General features: G+C 63.9%; 16 protein-coding genes. 3 read left to right on the top strand and 13 right to left on the bottom strand.

Features of this window, described 5'->3' with window-relative positions; all coding sequences use genetic code 11:
• Positions 1–10: 10 nt before the first annotated feature.
• From GJ698_RS14650 to GJ698_RS14600, 11 genes are all read right to left on the bottom strand, one after another.
• Entirely contained in the window at positions 11–676 is a 666-nt protein-coding gene (locus GJ698_RS14650; RefSeq protein ID WP_154358367.1) for a TetR/AcrR family transcriptional regulator, read from the bottom strand.
• A 105-nt stretch (positions 677–781) separates the two neighbouring features.
• Positions 782–1,129 carry a phasin family protein gene (locus tag GJ698_RS14645; RefSeq protein ID WP_154358366.1) on the bottom strand — a complete coding sequence of 116 codons (348 nt, stop codon included), beginning with the start codon at positions 1,127–1,129 and terminating at the stop codon, positions 782–784.
• Positions 1,130–1,212: 83 nt separating this feature from the next.
• Positions 1,213–1,833, bottom strand: a complete 621-nt coding sequence (locus GJ698_RS14640) for a DOPA 4,5-dioxygenase family protein (protein WP_154358365.1) — start codon at positions 1,831–1,833, stop codon at positions 1,213–1,215.
• Positions 1,834–1,914: 81 nt separating this feature from the next.
• Positions 1,915–3,147 carry a DUF1444 domain-containing protein gene (locus tag GJ698_RS14635; protein WP_154358364.1) on the bottom strand — a complete coding sequence of 411 codons (1,233 nt, stop codon included), beginning with the start codon at positions 3,145–3,147 and terminating at the stop codon, positions 1,915–1,917.
• A 2-nt stretch (positions 3,148–3,149) separates the two neighbouring features.
• The gene (locus GJ698_RS14630) at positions 3,150–6,803 is read right to left on the bottom strand and encodes an EAL domain-containing protein (protein WP_371865316.1); all 3,654 of its coding nucleotides are present in this window, start codon (positions 6,801–6,803) and stop codon (positions 3,150–3,152) included.
• Positions 6,804–6,822: 19 nt separating this feature from the next.
• Positions 6,823–8,307 carry a PAS domain-containing sensor histidine kinase gene (locus GJ698_RS14625; RefSeq protein ID WP_154358363.1) on the bottom strand — a complete coding sequence of 495 codons (1,485 nt, stop codon included), beginning with the start codon at positions 8,305–8,307 and terminating at the stop codon, positions 6,823–6,825.
• Positions 8,308–8,378: 71 nt separating this feature from the next.
• On the bottom strand, positions 8,379–9,323 hold the full coding sequence (locus GJ698_RS14620) for an esterase/lipase family protein (protein WP_154358362.1): 945 nt from the start codon (positions 9,321–9,323) through the stop codon (positions 8,379–8,381).
• Between the two features lie 19 nt (positions 9,324–9,342).
• Positions 9,343–10,962: a GMC family oxidoreductase gene (locus GJ698_RS14615; protein ID WP_154358361.1), complete on the bottom strand. Its 1,620-nt coding sequence runs from the start codon at positions 10,960–10,962 to the stop codon at positions 9,343–9,345.
• A complete protein-coding gene (locus GJ698_RS14610) occupies positions 10,959–11,483 on the bottom strand; it encodes a hypothetical protein (protein ID WP_154358360.1) in 525 nt (174 codons plus the stop codon). The genes GJ698_RS14615 and GJ698_RS14610 overlap by 4 nt, the downstream gene beginning before the upstream one ends.
• 61 nt (positions 11,484–11,544) lie before the next feature.
• Entirely contained in the window at positions 11,545–11,991 is a 447-nt protein-coding gene (locus GJ698_RS14605; protein ID WP_154358359.1) for an acyl-CoA thioesterase, read from the bottom strand.
• Positions 11,988–12,785 carry an RNA methyltransferase gene (locus tag GJ698_RS14600; RefSeq protein ID WP_154358358.1) on the bottom strand — a complete coding sequence of 266 codons (798 nt, stop codon included), beginning with the start codon at positions 12,783–12,785 and terminating at the stop codon, positions 11,988–11,990. Before GJ698_RS14600 ends, GJ698_RS14605 begins: the two co-directional genes overlap by 4 nt.
• A gap of 100 nt (positions 12,786–12,885) precedes the next feature.
• On the opposite strand from GJ698_RS14600, the gene GJ698_RS14595 reads away from it, so the two are divergent.
• A complete protein-coding gene (locus GJ698_RS14595; RefSeq protein WP_154358357.1) occupies positions 12,886–15,942 on the top strand; it encodes a sensor histidine kinase in 3,057 nt (1,018 codons plus the stop codon).
• 9 nt (positions 15,943–15,951) lie between these two features.
• Here the strand turns inward: GJ698_RS14595 and GJ698_RS14590 are convergent, their stop codons facing one another.
• Both GJ698_RS14590 and GJ698_RS14585 read right to left on the bottom strand, forming a co-directional pair.
• Complete coding sequence (locus tag GJ698_RS14590; protein WP_154358356.1) at positions 15,952–16,308, bottom strand: winged helix-turn-helix domain-containing protein; 357 nt, start codon at positions 16,306–16,308, stop codon at positions 15,952–15,954.
• 29 nt (positions 16,309–16,337) lie between these two features.
• A complete protein-coding gene (locus GJ698_RS14585; protein ID WP_229259996.1) occupies positions 16,338–16,889 on the bottom strand; it encodes a hypothetical protein in 552 nt (183 codons plus the stop codon).
• A gap of 240 nt (positions 16,890–17,129) precedes the next feature.
• Here GJ698_RS14585 and GJ698_RS14580 point away from each other — a divergent pair, with 240 nt between their 5' ends.
• The gene (locus GJ698_RS14580) at positions 17,130–17,912 is read left to right on the top strand and encodes an inositol monophosphatase family protein (RefSeq protein ID WP_154358599.1); all 783 of its coding nucleotides are present in this window, start codon (positions 17,130–17,132) and stop codon (positions 17,910–17,912) included.
• A gap of 230 nt (positions 17,913–18,142) precedes the next feature.
• Positions 18,143–19,414, top strand: a 1,272-nt coding sequence (locus tag GJ698_RS14575) for a DEAD/DEAH box helicase (RefSeq protein ID WP_154358355.1), incomplete at its 3' end; no start/stop codon positions are given.

Below are 19,414 nucleotides of genomic sequence, written 5' to 3'. Positions count from 1 at the left end.
CTCCTTCAGTTCACTTGAGCTTCTTCAGATATTCTTCGGACAGTTTCTGGAACAGCAGCGCCGTTTCATTGCGCAGGTACGGGCCGATCTGCGACAGCACCTGGTAACAGCCGCGCGCCAGCGCATCGGCCATCGACTGCTGCTCGCTGTACTTGCGCGGATTGCGCACGTATTCATAGGATAACCAATATGTCGCCACCACCACCATATTGGTGGCCATGGCGTCGATGGCGTTGTCGGAGGCTTCCAGCGATTTCTCGGTGCGCAAGTCTTCACACAGCTGCTTGGCGACCTTGATCTTGTGCGCCAGGATCTGCTTGAAGTGCAGTTCCAGCTTGCGGTTGCGCGACAGCAGGTCGTTCAGGTCGCGGTAGAAAAAGCGGTAGCGCCAGATCAGTTCGAACATCAGGTGCAGGTACAACCACACGTCCTCGATGTTGGAGCGGCGGCCGTTCGGCACGGTCAGGATGCGTTCGATCTCGGCTTCGAACTGGACGAAGATCGAGTTGACGATGTCGTCCTTGTTACGGAAATGGTAGTACAAATTCCCCGGCGAGATATTCATCTCTTCGGCGATCACGGTGGTGGTGATATTGGGCTCGCCGAACTCGTTAAACAAGCGCAAGGACAGCTCAAGGATGCGTTCGCGGGTACGGCGTGGGGCTTTTTGTAACATAGCAGGGAACCTCTGTTTATTCTCGTGCAAGCATAACACCGATGCACACAACAGAGGAACACCCGCGCACGCTTTTAGCCGCACATAGCGGCCTGATGCCGCCAGTTAGCGTGTCGCTTTCTTGGCAGCAGGCTTTTTAGCGGGCGTTTTTTTCGCGGCCGGTTTCTCTTCCTTGGCCGCCTTCTTCACAGCGGGCTTGCCGGACAGCGCGGCCACCTGTTTGGTCAGCTCGTCGATCCGCTGGTGCAGTGCATCGATTTCCTGGCGCGTCGGCACGCCGATCGAACTCAGCGCGCGCAGCACGCGCTCCTCGAACAGCTGCATCGAGAAGAACTTGCCCTCCTCTTCCTGCGCCTTGGCGAATGCCGCCAGGCCTGCCTGCCAGATCTCCTGCGACGACATGCGCACGGCATCCGCCAGCTGGTCGTCGTTCTTCTTCAACTTCTTAGCCATTTCCATCCCATGAGTTCTGTTTGCCGGTATTTTATTCTATGCCGGCATCTCTAGAGAATGGTTACTAATGGCATCGCACTAGATTAAGTTTCGAGCTGGACGCCAGGCCTGGTGTTGGGATAGATCTGCTCCACCGCCGGCTCGTCCGGCCCCGGCTTCTTCATGGCGTAGGCGTTGACGGGTTGCGAACGGTTGACCCACAGCGTGTAATACAGGTGATCGGCGCGCGGATCGTCGGTGTTCGGGTGGATCAGGATGGTCAGGCCCAGGCTGTTCAATTGCAGCCATGGCACGATGACCTGCAACTGCTCGTTGCTGAAGCCGAAATAGAACGACGGCGTCACGTGCGGTCCGCGCGGCTCCAGGTTCCAGTTGCCCAGCTCGACCTCGAACCGCTCGGCCGCCCACTTGTGCAGCAGCGCCGCTTTCTGGAACGTGTCCTCGTCAAAATAAATATGGGCGTGGTAGCTCTTGATGTCGGTGTAGGCGCGCGGCTTGGTCGGCAAGGTCTGCTCGCCGGGACGCACGCTGTGCGGCCGGGTGGTGGCTTCCTTGTAGGTTTCGTAGCCCCATGGACTCTTGCCCGTGGTTTGCGCCGATGCGATGCCCGAAGCGGCAAACGCCGCCAGCAAGCCGCCGCCGCGCAGCAGCCCGCGACGTGCCGGCGACAACAGGTCCGCCCAATCCTGATCTTCATTGCTCATGCAGTTCTCCTTTACGGCTTAGCGTAAGGGCAAATACGGCCGAGCTGAACGAATGGTTTCGCAGTTCCTTATGCGTTTTTCTCAGGTTTCCTGATCGATGTAGACCAGCGACTCCAGCAGCTCGCGGCTGGGAAAGCTCGGCAGCCGGTAGCGCGCCGGGTAGCCGGGCACGCCTTGCTGCAATTCCTTGATGTGGGAGCGCAATTCGTCCCACGCCACCACGCGCACGTCCGGCTCGCCGCTTTCCTCGTGGTAGCGCACCAGCGCCACCTTGTCGACCTCCGGCATCAGCGTGTCGACCTGGTCGGTCCAGACGCCGTAGCTCTCGATGCGGCCGGTCTCCGGCGATTGCAGCAGCTTGTAGGTGGCGACAAACAGGTCGAGCTTGGCCTGGTCGTTCAGCTTGTCCAGCATGTTTTTCTGCGCCTGGTAATCCTCCAGCAGGAACAGCTTTTTCAGTTCGGCCGCCAGTTGCGCCACGTTGCCGTCGCCGGGAATGAATTCGACCGGCTTGCCGTTCTTGAAGCAATACATCAGCGACGACACCTGCCGCCCCTCCTGCTCGGCGTAGCTGCGCGCCAGCGCCAGCATGCCGATCAGCGCCTCCTTGTTGTTGGCGGACGCCACCAGCAGCTTGTGCCGCGACGGCGCCATCACCACCGGCTCGCCGCCCAGTTCCAGGCGGTAGAACAGATCGGCAAACAGCAGGCGCGAACTTTCATAGGCGTCGTTCCAGGCGCCAAGGTAGATGCCGGGCGCCACCTGCTCGAAGTTGGACACCGTGATGTCGCGCAGGTTGTCGATGGCGGCCGCCAGCGCCTCGTCGAACGACACGCCCCATTCCACCAGCGTGCCGCCGGTCAGCGTCTGGATCGACAGTTCGCTGTCGCAGGCCAGCATGATCACGCTGTCGCTGCTGAACGGCGCGTGGGCGTCGACCAGCGGCGGCTTGGCGGCGCCGCCGGACAGCGTCGCCGGCAGCAGCCGCAGATATTCCAGTGTGCCACGTCCACGTATCAGCGGCCGCAGGCTGGCGCGCGCGGCGGCAAAGCTGGACGGCAACGGCGGCGCCAGCAAGCTCTGGACGAAATTCGCCAGCACCTGCGGCCGCTGCTTGCGCGGCGCGGCGCAATAGGCCTGGTAGCCGTTTTCCAGGTTGACGACCTGCGCGCCGTCGCCGCTGCCCAGCAGGCGCTGATCGGCGGCGTCGTAACGCAGCTGCGACGGATTGCCGGCCTCGGCAAACGCCTGGATCGCCAGCTGGGCGAATTGTTCGATGGTGGGGGTGGAACGGAAGAAATCTAAAAATCCCAACGCTACTCCTTGATGGCTTCAGTCTCGGCCACCACGGCCGCCGGGCCGTGGGCCTGGGCATGCAGGCGGAAGCCTTCGCGGATGTTTTCGCGCAGCACCGCGCCCTTCCACGGCTTGGTGTAGAAGCGGTCGATGGCGCCGTGGTTGATGGCGGCCATGATCGGCGTCAGGTCGGCGTAGGCCGACAGCATGATGCGGAAGGTGTCCGGGCACAGGTTCTTGACCCGCTCCATGAACTCGGTGCCGCTCATCAATGGCATGCACTGGTCGCACAGGATCACCTGCACCCGGTGCCGCGCCAGGATGTCGAAGCCCTCGGCCGCGGTCTGCGCGGTCAGGATGCGGTAGCCGTCCTGCGACAGGAAATCGGTCAGCACGTCGAGCATGAAGGCGTCGTCGTCGACGATCAGCAGGGTCTGCTGCTCGACGATGTTGTCGTCCGCCGGCGCCTGCAGCCGGCGGCCTTCGCGCAGCATTGCTTCGAACTCGTCTTCCGGCAACGGCCGGCTGAAATAATAGCCCTGCATTTCGTCGCAATTGTGGCGGCGCAGGTAGGCCAGTTGCGCCTCCTTCTCCACGCCCTCGGCGATCACGTTCAGCTTCAGGCTGTGCGCCATGTTGATGATGGCCAGCACGATGGCGGCATCATCCGGATTGCTGGTGACTTCGCGCACGAAGGCGATGTCGATCTTCAGCTTGTCGATCGGGAAGCGCTTCAGGTAGGCCAGCGACGAGTAGCCGGTGCCGAAGTCGTCGATCGAAATCTGGATGCCCAGCGCCTTCAGGTTCTGCAGCACGGTGATGGTGTCCTCGGCGTTGGACATCAGCGAGCTTTCGGTCAGTTCCAGCTCCAGCAGCTCCGGCGCGATATTGTGCTCGCGGATGGCCTTCAGCACCTCCTCTTCCAGCCCGCCGACGAAGAACTGGATGCCGGAAACGTTGACCGACAAATGCACCGCGCCGGCATTGGTCTTCTGCCAGTGGGCGATCTTGCGGCAGGCCTCGTGAATCACCCAGGTGCCGACCCGCACGATCAGCCCGGTCTCTTCCAGCAGCGGAATGAACAGCGCCGGCGACACCATGCCGTGGCCCGGACGCTTCCAGCGTATCAGCACCTCGGCGCCGCTGATGCGGCCGCTGCCGATGTGGACCTTGGGCTGGAAGTGCAGCACGAACTCGTCGTTCTCGATGGCGCGGCGCAGCGCGTTTTCCAGGTCCAGCCGCGCCAGCGACTGCGCGTTCATCTCGGCGGTGAAGAAGCGGAAGGCGTCGCGCCCCGCTTCCTTGGCGCGGTACATGGCGGTGTCGGCGTATTGGATCAGCGTGTCCGGCTCGGCGCTATCGTCCGGGTAGACGGCGATGCCGATGCTGGCGGTCACCGTCACCTCATGGCCTTTCAGGTCGAACGGCTGGCGCAGCGTCTCGCGGATCTTGTCGACCACGGCGATGGCGTTCTGCGCGCCTTCCGGCAGCATCAGGATGGCGGCGAACTCGTCGCCGCCGAAGCGGCCGATGGTGTCGCGCACGCGCAGGCAGTCGACCAGGCGGCTGGAGAACTGGCGCAGCAGCTCGTCGCCGATGGTGTGACCGAGCGTGTCGTTGACGTTCTTGAAGCGGTCGACGTCGAGGAACAGCACCGCCAGCGACCACTTGTGCTCCTGCGCCTGGCGCAGCGAATGCACCAGCGAATCGTAGAACTGGCTGCGGTTGGGCAAGCCGGTCAGCGTATCGAAGTGCGCCAGCTTGAGCAGGCGCTGTTCGGCTTCCTTGCGCTCGGTGATGTCGCGCGCCACCGCCACCAGGATCCAGCTGGCGCCGGAGCGCAGCGTGCGGCGCTGCACCTCCACCGCCAGCGGCGCGCCGTCCTTGCATTGCAACAGCAGCTCGGTCATGGCGCCGCTCTGGTCGCCGGCCAGCAGCTTGTCGTACAGCTCTTCCAGCTTGTGCAGGTCGCCTTCCAGCGAGCGGTTGGGGCCAACCTTGAGGAAGTCCTCGCGCTCGAAGCCCAGCATGCGGCAGGCGGTGGCGTTGACGTCGACAAAGCACATGCCGGCGCGGTCCACCAGGAAGATGGCGTCGGCGGTGGCGTCCATCGCCAGGCGGAAGCGGCGCAGGTCTTCGTCGAGGCGGATGCGGGCGTTCATGTCCAGGGTCAGCTGCGCGTGGTGGCGCTTGATTTCCTCGTACAGCAGCAGGTTTTCATAGGCCACCGCGACCTGCGCCGCCACCGTCGCCGCCACCCGCTCGTCAACTTCGGAGAAGCCGTCGGCGCCCAGCTTGTCCACCAGGTACAGCCAGCCGTGGGTGCGGTCGCGCGAGGCGATCGGCACGCCGAGGAAGGAGTGCACCGGCGGATGGGTCGGCGGCAGGCCGATGGTGGCCGGATCGCCGTTGAGGTCGTTGATGCGGCACGGCAGGCGCTGGTCCAGCAGGCCGCGCAGCACGCCGGCGCGCGGGGTCTGGGCGATCTGCCGGGTCGGCATGCCGGCGCCGCAGCTGGCAAAGTGGCTCAACTCGGTCGCGCCCGGTTCCAGCACGCCGATGCAGGCGTATTTCGACACGCAGATGTTCTGCGCCACGCGGCAGCCGATGTCGACCAGCGCGCCCGGATCGCGCTCGGCGCCCAGCTCGATGCCCAGCTCGATCAGCGCGGTCAGGCGCAGGCTCACCGCCTGCAGGCTGGACAGCGAATGCGACAGCCGTTGCGTCATGCGCGACAGGTTTTCCGGCGAAGAATCCTCGGTGTCGTTGGCGATCTGGCGGATCAGCTGGCTGCTGGATTCCAGCTCGTCCAGGTACTCGGCCACCTTGTGGTCGATATTCTGCAGCCGCCCTTCCTGCGGCGGCTCGGGCGCGAAGGCCGGCAGCGTCTCGTCCGCCTGCGTGAAGTCGGCCAGCCCCAGCGCCTCGTGCACGGTCTGCAGGATCACTTCCGGATCGGACGGCTTCGGCAGCACCCAGCGCACGCCGCACGACTGCGCCACCGCCATCGCCTCGCGCTCGCGGTAGGTGGCGGTGTAGAAGATCACCGGCACGTCGGCGGTGGCGGTGTTTTCGTGCAGGCGGGTGACGAACTCGTAGCCATCCATGTTCGGCATCAGGATGTCCGAAATCACCAGGTCCGGTTTTTCCGCCAGCACCATTTTCAAGCCTTCGGCGCCGTTGGCGGCCTCCAGCAAGCGATGGCCGCCGTAGCTCAGCAGCGTCATCAGGAACTCACGGTTCAGCACATGGTCGTCCACGATCAGGATCGTGGCGGTATCGTTTTTATTCGCCGGGGACGATACTGCCCCTTGCAAGAAAGACTCGATTTGGGTGACAAAAGTGTCAGGCTCGATAGGCTTGCCGATGTAGCCGTTAAAGCCGGCCTCCAGCAGCTTCTCGCGGTCGCCCACCATTGCCAGCGCGGTCACCGCCAGCGCCGGGATATGGCTCACTTCCGGATCGGCCTTCAGGGCCGCCACCACGCCGTAACCGTCCAGCTTGGGCAGATGGACGTCGCAAATGATCAGGTCAGGCCGCTCGCGTTTCGCCGCGGCCACCCCCGCCTCGCCATCGCTGGCCGACAGCGGCGTGTAGCCAAAGGCACGCAGCAAATACACCATCAACTCCATGTTGGTGGCATTGTCTTCTATGATCAGGATACGTGCTGACACGTTCGATCTCCCCTTCTCTCTATTCTTCCAATGGCAGGGCCAGCGTGAACACGCTGCCGACGCCATACTCGCTATCAAATAAAATCTCACCCTGCAGCAACGAGGCCAGCTTGCTGCTCAGGTGCAGGCCCAGCCCGGTGCCCTCGAACTGCCGCAACGCCTTGCCGTCCAGCTGGGAAAACGCCTGAAACAAGGTGTCGCGCTGTTCGCTGCCGATGCCGATGCCGGTATCGCTGACGCTGATGGTGGCGCAGGCCCGCGCGCCTACCACCGACCTGGCCAGCCGCACCAGCACCGTGCCGTTGTTGGTGAACTTGATCGCGTTGTGGACCAGGTTCATCAGGATCTGCTGCACCGCCTGGCGGTCGCTGGACACCGTCACCTCTTCCGGCGGCGGATCGAACTCCAGCGCCAGTCCCTTGCTGCGCGCCTGCGGCTTGAACGATGTCAGGACTTCATCGATCAGCGCGCGGCACCGCAAGGGCCCCACTTCCAGCGTGATCTTGCCCGAGTCGATGCGGGTTAAATCCAGCAAGTCATTGATCAGCGACAGCAGGTGGCGGGCGCTGCTTTGCACCATGCGCAGCTGCTTGTTCTGTTCATCATTAATGGGGCCAGGCAACTTCATCAGCATAGTACCTGTAAAACCGATGATCGCGTTCAACGGCGTGCGCAATTCGTGCGACATGCCGGACAGGAAACTGTCCTTGGCCGCCACCGCTTTTGCCAGTTCGACATTCTTTTCCTGCAGCGCCAGTTCAAACCGCTTGCGTTCGCTGATGTCGCGGATCGCGCTCATCACCAGTTCGCCCTCCTCGGTGCGGATCGGGCTGAGGCTGATCTCGACCGGGAACTCGACGCCGTCGCTGCGCAGGCCGTACAGGTCGCGGCCGCTGCCCATGGCGCGCACCAGCGGCTGCACGGCAAAGCCGGCGCGGTGTTTGAGGTGGCCGGCGCGGAAGCGCACCGGCATCAGGCTCTCCAGCGCCATGCCGCGCAAGGCGCCACGCGCATAGCCGAACAGCGCCTCGGCCTGGGCGTTGGCCAGCACGATGCGGCCGGCGGCATTGGCCATGATGATGGCGTCCGGCATAGAGTCGAGGATGCCGTCGTAGCGCGCCTCCACCAGCTTGGCGTCACGCAGCACCTTGAGCGCGGTGACGTCCTTCTTGCTCCATAAAATATAGTCGGGCTGGCCGGCGCCGCCGTGCACCAGCTTGCAGGAACTGTCGATGTAGACCAGCGCGCCGTCCTTGGCCTGGCGCACCGATTCGTAGCTGGCCACGCCCTGTCGCAGCGCCTGCTGCAGCACGCCGGCGTCGTCGTTGGCCATCCCCGGCGGCACGATCAGGGCGTCCAGCTGGCGGCCCACCGCCTCCGCGCTGGAGTAACCGAACACGGCTTGCGCACCGTTGGTCCAGCACACCACCTCGCCGTCCGGCGTGGTGATGACCACGGCGTCGGGAGTTTCATTCAGGATCAGGGTGCCGAAATCGATGGCCATTGCTTCGCCTTGTTTGCCATGCGTACAGGAACCACCATACAGCAACGCGGCAACAAGATCCTCACACAAAATCACGCGTGTGCGGCGCTCTCGATTTCCTTCAGCGCGCAGCGCATGATTTCCGGATGCCTTCCCAGCGCTACATGGCCTATGGCGCCGAACACCAGATTGCGGGCGCCGGGCAAGTCGCTGGAGTCCTGCGGCGCGATGATGTTGTCATGGACAGAATAAATGGAACTAAACAACATCCGTTGCGTATTTGCCTCAGATGTAGACAAGGCATCAAGCCACGGACTGTCGCGCCGCATCTGCGCCGCGTTGCTGCCGGGACCGAACGACGCCAGCGCGGTGCCGTGATGCGGCGTGCCCAGCGTGATGACGCGCGCGATCGGCGCGTCGGCATGGCGGCGCAGGTAGGCGCGCGCCACCAGGCCGCCCATGCTGTGCGCCAGGATCACGACTTGCGCACTGCCAGTCTCCTGCCGCAGGCGCTGCACCGCCGCGTGCACCTGCGGCACGAAATCGTCGATCGAGGCGCCCGGCGGTTCGAGGTCGATGCCGTAATGGCTGATGCGCGCCTGCCGCAGCAGCTTGCTCATCGGTAGCCAGTAGCCGCTGTTGCAGGCGTAGCCGTGGATCAGCAGCACCGGCAGGCCCTGCGCCTGTCCAGGCGGCTGCAGCTGCATGCCGACCGGCCGCAGCATGTAGTACGACGAAGTCAGCATCGAGGAATGGAATTCGTGCCAGAACAGGTTGGCGGCGCTGAGCAGGTTCAGCGCATGGTCCGGCGGCGTGACGCTGCCGGCGCGCCAGCTCAGGTAGAAGTTGTTGGCCGAGATCAGCAGCCGCACCAGCAGCACCGCCAGCAGGCCGCAGGCCAGGTAGAACGCCGCCGTCGCCGGCGCGGTCAGCTGCGCCTCCCAGGCCGGGCGCCACCCGTAATAAAGACCGGTCGCCAGCAACGCCATGAACGCGGCTTGCAGCGCCAGCAGCAGTATCAGCAGTCGTTTGATCATGACTGCATGATACCGTGTTTTAAGCGCGCGTCGGCCGCGCCGCCGGCTGTCCGGTCAGTTGCTGCGCCAGCCCGCTGGCCAGGCGCGCGACGATGCCATAGATCGACAGCTGCGGATTGGCGCCGATCGAGGTCGGGAACAGCGAACCGTCGTGCACTGACAGATTCGTCAGGCCGTGGTAGCGGCCGCGCGAGCTGGTCACGCCGAGGCGCTCGTCGTCCGACATGGCGCAGCCGCCCATCACGTGCGCCGACACCACCCTGGTTTGCAGCAGCTTGTACGGCAGCGCGCCGATGCCGGCCTGCGCCTGCGTCCAGCTGCTGTAGGCCTCGCCGCGCTCGTGCACCGGCGTCACGCTCCTGGCGCCGGCGGCGAACTGGATCTCGGCCATGGTCAGCAGCGCGCGGCGCGCGCCGTCCCAGATGAAATCGCTGACCGGATAATCCAGCACCGGCGCGCCGTTGACCAGCGCCACGCTGCCGCCGGGCGCCTCGTCGTGGAAGCCGTCGCGCAGCAGCGCCAGCAGCGCGTGCACGTGCGGGAACTGCTGCATCACCGCCGCATGCTGCGCGCCGAAACCCTGCATCGTGGTGGAAAACAGCAGCGGATGCAGCGGCGGCGCTTCCAGCTTGTAGCCCATGGGGCCGTCGATGCGGTCGGTGTGCAGGAAGTGATCCGAGTACACGGTTTGCGGCGCGCCGGCGTAGCCGTCCACGCGCTGCTCGAACACGCCGGCCGAGATCACCGTCGGATGCAAAAAAGTGCGCTTGCCCAGCAGCCCGCGCGGATCGGGCGCGGCCGAGCGCAGCAGCAAGGCCGGCGTGTTGATGGCGCCGCCGGCCAGCACAAAGTGTTTGGCGCGCAGCGTGAGGCGGCGGCCGGTCGCGGCCAGGCCGTCGGCGCCCAGCGCCACGCACTCCAGCGCGGTGACGCGGTCCCTGGCGATCACCAGCTTGTCCGCGCGGGCGTGCGTCAGCAGGCTGGCGCCGTGCCGCAGCGCCGACGGAATGGTGGTCACCAGCATCGACTGCTTGGCGTTGGTCGGACAACCCATGCCGCAATAGCCGAGGTTCCAGCAGCCGTTGACGTTGCGGCGTATCAGCCCGGTCGATATGTTGAGCTTGCTTGCGCCGCGCCGCAGCAGGTCGTTGTTTTCGTTGGGCGGCGCCTGCCAGTCGCTGATGTTGAGGCGCTCCTCCATCATGACGAACCACGGCGCCAGCGTCTCCGGCGTGTAATCTGCGAGGCCGTAGTGCCGGTTCCAGTGACGCAGCGTGATGTCCGGCGTGCGGAAGCTGCTGGTCCAGTTCACCGTGGTGCTGCCGCCGACGGTGCGGCCCTGCAGGATGGTGATGCCCTTGTCCTTCGTTTTGCGCGCGGCGGATTCCTGGTACAGCGCCGGATAGGCGTCGGCCTCGCGCATCTTGAAGTCCTTCGAGGATTTCAGCGCGCCCTCTTCCACGATGATGACCTTCAGGCCGGACAGCGCCAGGATCTCGGCCGTAACGCCGCCGCCGGCGCCGCTGCCGACGATGACCACGTCGGCTTCCAGCGTCTGGTCGGCCTGCAGTTGCGCGCAATCGGTGACGTGCCAGCCGGCGGCCAGCCCGGCCTGGATCGGATCGGGAATGACGCTCATGCCAGCTCCTTCAGCGGTCCCGGATAGCCGATCGCCGCCCAGGCCGAGGGATCGGCATACCAGGCGCCGATCACCAGGTCGTGCAGCGCGTGGTAAGCAACTTGCAGCGTCTGCAGGCGATGCGTGCGCCAGTTGCCGAGGAAGGCCGCGACCTGATTCGGATCGGCCTGCTCCCAGCCGCCGGCGACACCGGCCAGCAGGCGTCGCGCCGGCCCCAGCGCCAGCAGCCCGAACAGGTCCTGCACCTCCTTCTGCGTGGCCAGCGGCAGGCCGCGCACGGCGGCGGTCACACGCTGGCCGGCGGCGGCCAGCGCTGCGGCGCGGGCGCCGGCTTCGTCCGGCAGTACCGGACCCAGCAACGCGGGAATGACGGCGTTCAGCACCGCCTGCGCGCCGCCCTCAAGGGCGAAGCGTTGCGGCGACGCCGGCGGCGTGACGAGGCGATAGACGGCGCCGCCGGCTGCGAGCGTGCACGCGCCGATGACGCCGATCTTCAGAAAAGATCTGCGGGATGATGGCATTGTCTCCGTCCATTTTTATGGTTTTGCGGCTAGTGTAACTTGCAAAACTAGAGGACGCAGTCTAGTCGGCAAGGTGCGCGGCCACCACGGCCGGCAGATAGCCGTCGCAGAATTCCGCCGGCATGCGGCGCGCGCGGCCGCTGCTGATCTCGATGCACACCAGTTGCCAGCGCCCGCGCAGCACGGTGGCGCCGTCGCTGGCGCGCAGCAGCTGGAAGCGGCGCTCCATGTTGAGCTTGCCATCGGTGCTGTACAGCCAGGTGCCGAGGAGCAGCGCTTCGCCGGCGGCGGTCGGCAGCAGGTAGTCGTATTCGGAACGGCGGATCGCCATTGCGCGGTCGAGCCGCCGGTAATCGGCCAGGCTCAGGCCCAGCGCCTCGGAATGCGCCCAGCCGGCCTTTTCGCACCACTGCACGTAGACCGCGTTGTTGGTGTGGTCCAGTCCGTCGATATCGGCGGCGGACGGCGACAGGTCCAGCGTGAACGGCTGCGGGTGATCCCAGTTCATTGGCCGCCCTTGCCGTCGCGGCCCGTCATGTGGCGGGCGATGCCGCGCAGGATGTTGACCTCTTCCTTCTCTAGCTGGGCACGGGCGAACAAGCGCTTCAGGCGCGGCATCAGCTTGCGCGGATTGGCGGCGTCGAGAAAGCCGATGGTCACCAGCGCCTGCTCCAGATGGGTAAACATGCCTTCGATCTGCTCGATGCTGGCGGCCTCGCCGTGGAAGCCGACCTCGCTGGCGTCGCCGACGGGCAGGCGCGGCGTGAGGGTGACGCCGGCGCCGTCCAGCACCGCCATGCGGCATTCATAGGCCAGCACCTGGGCCGCCTGCGACAGGTTCAGCGACGAGTATTCCGGATTGGCAGGGATGTTGATCAGCACATTGCACTTTTCGACCAGCTCGTTCGGCAGGCCGAAGCGCTCGTTACCGAAAATCAGCGCGGCGCGCAGCTCCGGCTGCGCCGTCAGCTGCCCGGCGAACTGGCGCGGCGACAGCACCGGCGGCGAGAACTCGCGCAGCCGGGCCGATACGGCGGCGGCAAAGTTGATCCCTTCCAGCGCCTCGGCCATGCTGCCGACCACGCGCGCGCCGGCCAGGATGTCCTGGGCGCCGCTGGCGAACGCCACTGCCTCGGGATCCTGCAGCGCATCCTCGAAGCGCGGCGTGACCAGCACCAGGTCGCTATAGCCCATGGTCTTCATGGCGCGCGCCACCGCCCCAATGTTGCCGGCGCGGCTGGTCTCGACCAAGATGAATCGCAGGTGCTTGAACTGATTGGCGTTGATAGGCGGCTGGTTCATTGAAATAGGAAATCGTGAAAGCAACGAATTTTACCCCGTCGCCCGCCATTCGACGCAATCTCTTGTGTCTATTGCATCAGGCAAGTAAAGTGGCAGGTTAATGATGAGCTTATGGCATCTGATTAAGTCGCGCGAGGGGATGGCAATGTTAAGAATCTGGGCGTTTAGTTTAGGGCTGCTGCTGTGCGGGGCCGCGCTTGCCATACCTCTGGATCGCAAAATCTTCCAGCTTCAGCATCAGACCTGGACCACCAAGGACGGCGCTCCGGCGTCCATCGCGACGATAGACCAGACCGATGACGGCTACCTCTGGCTCGGCACAGACGCCGGACTGTATCGTTTTGACGGCGCGCATTTCGAGTTGTACGAGCCGCGACAGGGCAAGATCTCCCAGGGACTCGTGTATTTCATCAAGGCGCAGCCCGGCGTTGGCTTGTGGGTCGGCTGGGGTATCGCCGGCATCAGCCTGATCCGCGATGGCGTCATTACCAATTATGGCGTCAATGACGGCGTGCCCGAAGGCAGCTGGTGGGGCTTCGATTTTGATCCGCAAGGTGGCGTATGGGCCGCCGGCGTTCGTGGGCTGCTGCATTTCGATGGAAAAAAATGGCGGCAAATTGGCGAGCAGGACGGCTTCACCGCGCGCAAGGCCTCGGCCATTTTTATCGATCAACAAGGCACGGTCGGCGCCTTCAGCGAGCAAGGATTGTTTTTAAAGGCGGCCGGCAGCCGGGTGTTTGCCAAGCCGCTGGGCCGTACCGACGTTCGCCAGCCGCCGCAGCTTGGCGCGGACGGTCGCATTTACTTCCTGGATGAGTCCAGCATCCGCATCATCGACGGGCTGGCCCGGTATGAACAGCCCGACCATGCGCCCATCTTCAAAGGCCCGCGTGGCGAAGTGCAAAGCATGTTGATCGACCGCTCCGGCAGTTTTTGGTACTCGACCCACAGCGGTCTGCGCCGTACCGACCCCCACCACCCTGACAGCCCGGAGCCATTTGATAAAAAGGACGGACTCACCGCCGACATCATCAATTGTTTTTTTGAAGACCGGGAAGGCAATATCTGGCTGGCGACCAGGGACGGCCTGGACCGTTTTCGCCAGACCGATGTCAACAAGGTCAAGCCGTCCCTCGATTCCTACCAAATCGACCAGGTCAAATTGCTTGCTGGCAGTGGCACGGCGATGACGATGGCGTCCTCGAAGTTCGGCGGCGGCTGGATCGCAATGGAGCCGGACGGCGCGGTGCAAAATACCGATTGGCTAAAGCGCCACCAGGCACTCCCGACGCAATCCTTGACACGGGGACGCGATGGAACGGTGCTTGTCGCCGCCGCGGACGCCTTGTACCGGATTGCCGCCAACAATTCCGAGGAAAGGATTGCATGGCCCGCCGACATGGGCCCGGTTCACCGTGTCTATACCATCGCGCAGGATGGCGACGGTGCGCCGTGGATCGCCGTTGTGGGCAATGGCGTATTCCAGTATAAGGACGGACGGTGGCAACGCAATGCCGACCTGCCCAAGGAAGGCAAGCAGACGCCCATGTGCATACTGGCCGACAGCCACGGGCGGCTGTGGTTCGGCTATTCCGACAATACGATAGCGTTGCTGGAGAACGGGAAAATATCCCTGCTCACCACTGCTCAAGGCCTGGACCTGGGCCGTGTGTCGGTTATTCACGAGGCGGACGGACAAGTCATCGCGGGCGGCGAACGCGGCCTCGCGGTCTATCGCAATCAACGGTTTGAAGCCTGGAAAATAAATGCGAAGCTGCTGATCAATGTCGCTGCGATCGTCCACTCCAGCGCCGGAGACTTATGGATCAACTCCACGGCGGGCACGGTCAGGATCAGATCGGCGTTGGCGAGTTGGCGCCAGGGGCTGCCGATCGCTCCTTCGCAAATTCGCGTTCTGGACGGGGTTGACGGACGGGTTGGTGTCGCCAGCTTGTTGGGCAGGTTTTCATTGGCAGAGGCGGGCGACGGCAGAATCTGGATCGCGGACAACGGCGGCGTTTCATGGATCGATCCGCAACAAGTTCTCAAAGTGCCGATGCCGCCACCGGTCACCATCGAGTCGCTGACCGCCGGCAACCAGTATTTCAGGTTACCGCTGGACACGACCCTGGCGCCCAACTCGCGCGACATCCAGCTCAATTACTCCAGCCCGGTCCTTGGAACGCCCGAACGCATGCGCTTCAAGTATCGGCTGGACGGCTATGATACGGAATGGCATGAGGCGGGAGCGCGCCGTCAAGCCTTCTATACGGGCGTGTCACCCGGACGCTATCACTTTCGCGTCATCGCCTCCAACGGCGGCGAACGTTGGACGGAGGAAGGGCCGGGACTGCATTTCACTGTGACGCCAGCGTACTACCAGACGATCTGGTTCAAGGCCTTGCTGCTGGGGTTGGCCGCCTGCCTGCTGTGGCTGGCCTTCCAGCTGCGGCTGCGGCACAATGCCAAAACGTTCAAGGCGCAACTGGAAGCGCGACACGGCGAGCGCGAGCGGATCGCGCGCGAACTGCATGACACGCTGCTTCAAGGCATGCACGCCCTGATCCTCGACGTCGACAACGCGACGAACCGGCTGTCGCTGGATGAACCCGGCCGTAAAAGGTTCGATCACCTGCTTGAACAGGCCGAAGCCGTGCTCGCCGAGGGCCGCGAGCAGGTGCTCGACTTGCGCGGGACCGACTTCCACGGCAGCGGGACATTCGCGCTGATCCAGCGCGACGGCGCCTCGCTGATCAAGGAAACGGGCTTGCAATTTGTCTGCCGCGAACTGGGCAAAAAGCGGGATTTGCAACCGGCGTCGGGCCATGAAATGTATCGCATCGCCATGGAATCCATCACCAACGCGGTCAAGCATGCGCAAGCGAAAAATCTTGCTGTCACGGTGCGCTACACCTATTTCGCGCTGCACCTGGAAATCAGCGACGACGGCATCGGCATTCCGCCGGAGGCGTTGGCGCAAGGAGGAACACCAGGCCATTTCGGCCTGCCCGGCTTGTATGAGCGCGCTGCACGGCTGCACGCCGATCTGCACATAGCATCGAAGCCTGCGTTCGGCACCGTGGTCAGGCTGCGTGTGCCGGCGCAACTCGCTTATGTCCGAAAATCCTGGCTGCCGTCATTCATGCGCCGGCATTGAGGCTTGCACTCAGCTCATATTGGCGGCTTTGACCATGCACTTCGACAGCTTGTCGAAATACTTCAGGGCCTCATTGGTCAGTTCGACCTGCTTGCGCCGCGTGTCCTCGGTGTCGGCCAGCACCAGCCAGCCCTTTTCCCGCATGGAGGTCAGACGGCTGTGCACCGTGGCCGGCGCCCCCAGTTCCTTCTTGCCCATCATGTCGCGCACCGACAGGCGCTGCTCTTGCTGGCTGGCGCGGGCGACGATCGCCAGGATGCGCTCTTCCAGCGGATCGAGCGGCGGCAACGATGGCAGGCCGCGCAAGGCGTCAGCCATCTGCAGGAAGCGCATGTAGATATCGGCGGGTCGTTTAGGAGCGGTCATGGACAAATTTTAGCACGCGCCCTGCCGCCTTACGCCGGGCGCGGCAGCCGTGACAGCAGCCACTTCGCGGTGTACAGCACGATCAGGGTGCCGACTAGGTCGCCGATGAACATGACCAGGAAACCCGGCAGCAGGTTGGCCTCGCCGTGAATGGCGAACCACAAGTGGTGCAGCAAGGGACTGGCGACCGAACATCCCAGCGCGCAGATCAGCAGCTTGCGCGGCGTCAGGTTGCTCAGCGAAGAACGCAATCCGAACCGGGATTGCGCCAGCAGGTAGATCAGGTAGGGCCCCAGCGCGCCGGCGATGGTGCCGCTGGTGGCGCGCAGGACGTCGCCGGGAAAATAGTACCAGTAGCAGGCGACCCATCCGGAAATCAGCAGCCCCAGCGCGCCGGCCTCGCCGAACATCAGCGTGCACAGCAGGCGTGTGCCGGCCGGCAGGTAAATCCAGCCTATGCCCTGCAAGAACTCGGTGCGGCGAAAGAATAGCTCATTGACAACCATCATCGCGCCATGCAGCGGGATGGTGCCCGCCACCATGTAACAATGGAGGCGGAACGGCGATGGCGGCGCCTTCATGCGCCCGCGCGGCCGGCGTGGTGCGGAAAAAATCGCAGCTGTTTAAAAAGATTCGTGTTGATTTGCGGCAGGTTCATTTAAAATAGCGCAATCGCGCGGTATCGATACGGAAATTCAAGCAGAATTTTACCTGTTGCCACCGCCCCGCTCTTTGTCATTTTGTCTCCTGTCGTGCCGCCGGGTTGGAATTCCCCTGGCGGGCGTTAGCATTTTTATACGGAAAAGCCCATGCAATCTCCAATGATTAACACGGCCGTGAAGGCCGCTCGCCGCGCCGCCGCTGTCATCAACCGCGCCTCCTTCGACCTCGACCGCGTCATCGTGACCGAGAAGAACCACAAGGACTTCGTCACCGACGTCGACCAGGCCGCCGAACAAGCCATCATCGAAGTGCTGTCGAAAGCCTACCCGGACCACGCCTTCCTGGCCGAAGAGTCCGGCGCATCGAAAAACGCCCACGACGAGACCGAATTCACCTGGATCATCGACCCGCTCGATGGCACCACCAACTTCATGCACGGCTTCCCGCAGTACTCGATCTCGATCGCGCTGGCCCAGCGCGGCGTGATCCAGCAAGCCGTCATCTACGACCCGGTCCGCAACGACCTGTTCACCGCCACCAAGGGCGCCGGCGCCTACCTGAATGAAAAACGTATCCGCGTCGGCAAACTCGACCGCATCGCCAACGCCCTGCTCGGCACCGGCTACCAGACCGGCAGCCCGGCCGCGCTGAAGGAATACCTGGAAATGTACGGCGTCATGGCCGAACGCAGCCAGGGCGTGCGTCGCGCCGGCAGCGCCGCGCTGGACCTGGCCTACGTCGCCGCCGGCCGCCTGGACGGCTTCTACGAAAAAGGCCTGAAACCGTGGGACATCGCGGCCGGCTCGCTGCTGGTGACCGAAGCCGGCGGCATCGTCGGCGAGTTCAGCGGTGAATCGGATTACCTGTTCAAAGGCGACATCATCGCCGGCAGCCCGAAAGTGTTCGGACAGATGGTAAGCCTGCTGACTCCCTACGTATAAGCAAGCTTTAACAGTTTGTTACAAAAAAAGGGCCCTGTGGCCGTAAGGCGGCCTTGGCCGTCTTAGCGCACAGGGCCTTTTTTCATTTCCATAGCGAAACATCCACCCCACTTAGCTGCTATACTGAAAGCTGCGGCCTACGCCCAGTCCTGTACCGCAAGCTACGAACAACCGATTGCCTGCGACTGACGCCTTACAAGGCGACAGGCAGATCATAACAAAAAGTTAATATGTCCTTTACCTCCCTCGGTTTGTCCGACGCCCTGCTCCGCGCTGTAACTGAAACCGGTTACACCTCGCCTACCCCGATCCAACAGCAGGCGATCCCTGCTGTACTGAATGGCGGCGACCTGTTGGCAGGCGCGCAAACCGGCACCGGCAAGACGGCAGGCTTCACGCTGCCACTGCTGCACCGCCTGTCCACCGACGCGGTCGGCGCCAAGCTGACCAGCAATAACTCGCCGCGCGCCATCCGCGCGCTGATCCTGACCCCGACCCGCGAACTGGCGGCCCAGGTCGAGGAAAGCGTGCGCATCTACGGCAAGTACACCAAGCTGAATTCCGCCGTGATCTTTGGCGGCGTCGGCATCAACCCGCAGATCAAGCAGCTGAAACACGGCGTCGACATCCTGGTCGCCACGCCCGGCCGCCTGCTGGACCACATGGACCAGGGCACCGTCGACCTGAGCAAGATTGAAATCCTGGTGCTGGACGAAGCCGACCGCATGCTTGACATGGGCTTCATCCGCGACATCCGCAAAGTGCTGGCCAAGCTGCCGCCGAAGCGCCAGAACCTGCTGTTCTCGGCCACCTTCTCGGACGAAATCAAGGCGCTGGCCGATGGCCTGCTGGACAAGCCGGCCACCATCGAAGTGGCGCGCCGCAATTCGACCGTGGAAATCATCGCGCAGAAGATCCACCCGGTCGACCGCGACAAGAAACACCCGATGCTGGCGTACCTGATCAAGACCAACAACTGGAGCCAGGTGCTGGTATTCACCCGCACCAAGCACGGCGCCAACAAGCTGGTCGAACAGCTGGAAAAAGACGGCATCGGCGCGATGGCGATCCACGGCAACAAGAGCCAGTCGGCGCGTACCCGCGCGCTGAGCGAGTTCAAGGATGGCAGCCTGCAAGTGCTGGTGGCCACCGACATCGCCGCGCGCGGCATCGACATCGACCAGCTGCCGCACGTGGTCAACTACGACCTGCCGAACGTGCCGGAAGACTATGTGCACCGGATCGGCCGTACCGGCCGCGCCGGCGCCACTGGCGAAGCGGTGTCGCTGGTCTGCGTGGACGAGCATGACATGTTGAAAGACATCGAAAAGCTCATCAAGCAGACCCTGCCGCGTGAAGTGATTCCGGGCTTCGAGCCGGATCCGACCGCGCGTGCGCAACCGATCCAGCTGCGCAGCGGCGGCCCAGGCCACCGCAACGGCGGTGGCGGCAATCGCGGCGGCGGCGCGCCGCGCAAGCCGGGCACTGGCGGCGGCAACGGC

The sequence above is a fragment of the Duganella aquatilis genome (assembly GCF_009674565.1).
GTDB classification, from domain to species: Bacteria; Pseudomonadota; Gammaproteobacteria; order Burkholderiales; family Burkholderiaceae_D; genus Rugamonas; species Rugamonas aquatilis.
The sequence above is the reverse complement of the archived record's forward strand: the minus strand, read 5'-3'. Positions and strand labels throughout refer to the sequence as shown.

Excerpts from the sequence above, each read along its gene's own strand:
- GJ698_RS14650 (WP_154358367.1), bottom strand. The coding sequence starts at position 676 with ATGTTACAAAAAGCCCCACGCCGTACCCGCGAACGCATCCTTGAGCTG.
- GJ698_RS14645 (WP_154358366.1), bottom strand. The coding sequence starts at position 1,129 with ATGGCTAAGAAGTTGAAGAAGAACGACGACCAGCTGGCGGATGCCGTG.
- GJ698_RS14640 (WP_154358365.1), bottom strand. The coding sequence starts at position 1,833 with ATGAGCAATGAAGATCAGGATTGGGCGGACCTGTTGTCGCCGGCACGT.
- GJ698_RS14625 (WP_154358363.1), bottom strand. The coding sequence starts at position 8,307 with ATGGCCATCGATTTCGGCACCCTGATCCTGAATGAAACTCCCGACGCC.
- GJ698_RS14620 (WP_154358362.1), bottom strand. The coding sequence starts at position 9,323 with ATGATCAAACGACTGCTGATACTGCTGCTGGCGCTGCAAGCCGCGTTC.
- GJ698_RS14615 (WP_154358361.1), bottom strand. The coding sequence starts at position 10,962 with ATGAGCGTCATTCCCGATCCGATCCAGGCCGGGCTGGCCGCCGGCTGG.
- GJ698_RS14610 (WP_154358360.1), bottom strand. The coding sequence starts at position 11,483 with ATGCCATCATCCCGCAGATCTTTTCTGAAGATCGGCGTCATCGGCGCG.
- GJ698_RS14605 (WP_154358359.1), bottom strand. The coding sequence starts at position 11,991 with ATGAACTGGGATCACCCGCAGCCGTTCACGCTGGACCTGTCGCCGTCC.
- GJ698_RS14600 (WP_154358358.1), bottom strand. The coding sequence starts at position 12,785 with ATGAACCAGCCGCCTATCAACGCCAATCAGTTCAAGCACCTGCGATTC.
- GJ698_RS14595 (WP_154358357.1), top strand. The coding sequence starts at position 12,886 with ATGATGAGCTTATGGCATCTGATTAAGTCGCGCGAGGGGATGGCAATG.
- GJ698_RS14590 (WP_154358356.1), bottom strand. The coding sequence starts at position 16,308 with ATGACCGCTCCTAAACGACCCGCCGATATCTACATGCGCTTCCTGCAG.
- GJ698_RS14585 (WP_229259996.1), bottom strand. The coding sequence starts at position 16,889 with ATGAAGGCGCCGCCATCGCCGTTCCGCCTCCATTGTTACATGGTGGCG.
- GJ698_RS14580 (WP_154358599.1), top strand. The coding sequence starts at position 17,130 with ATGATTAACACGGCCGTGAAGGCCGCTCGCCGCGCCGCCGCTGTCATC.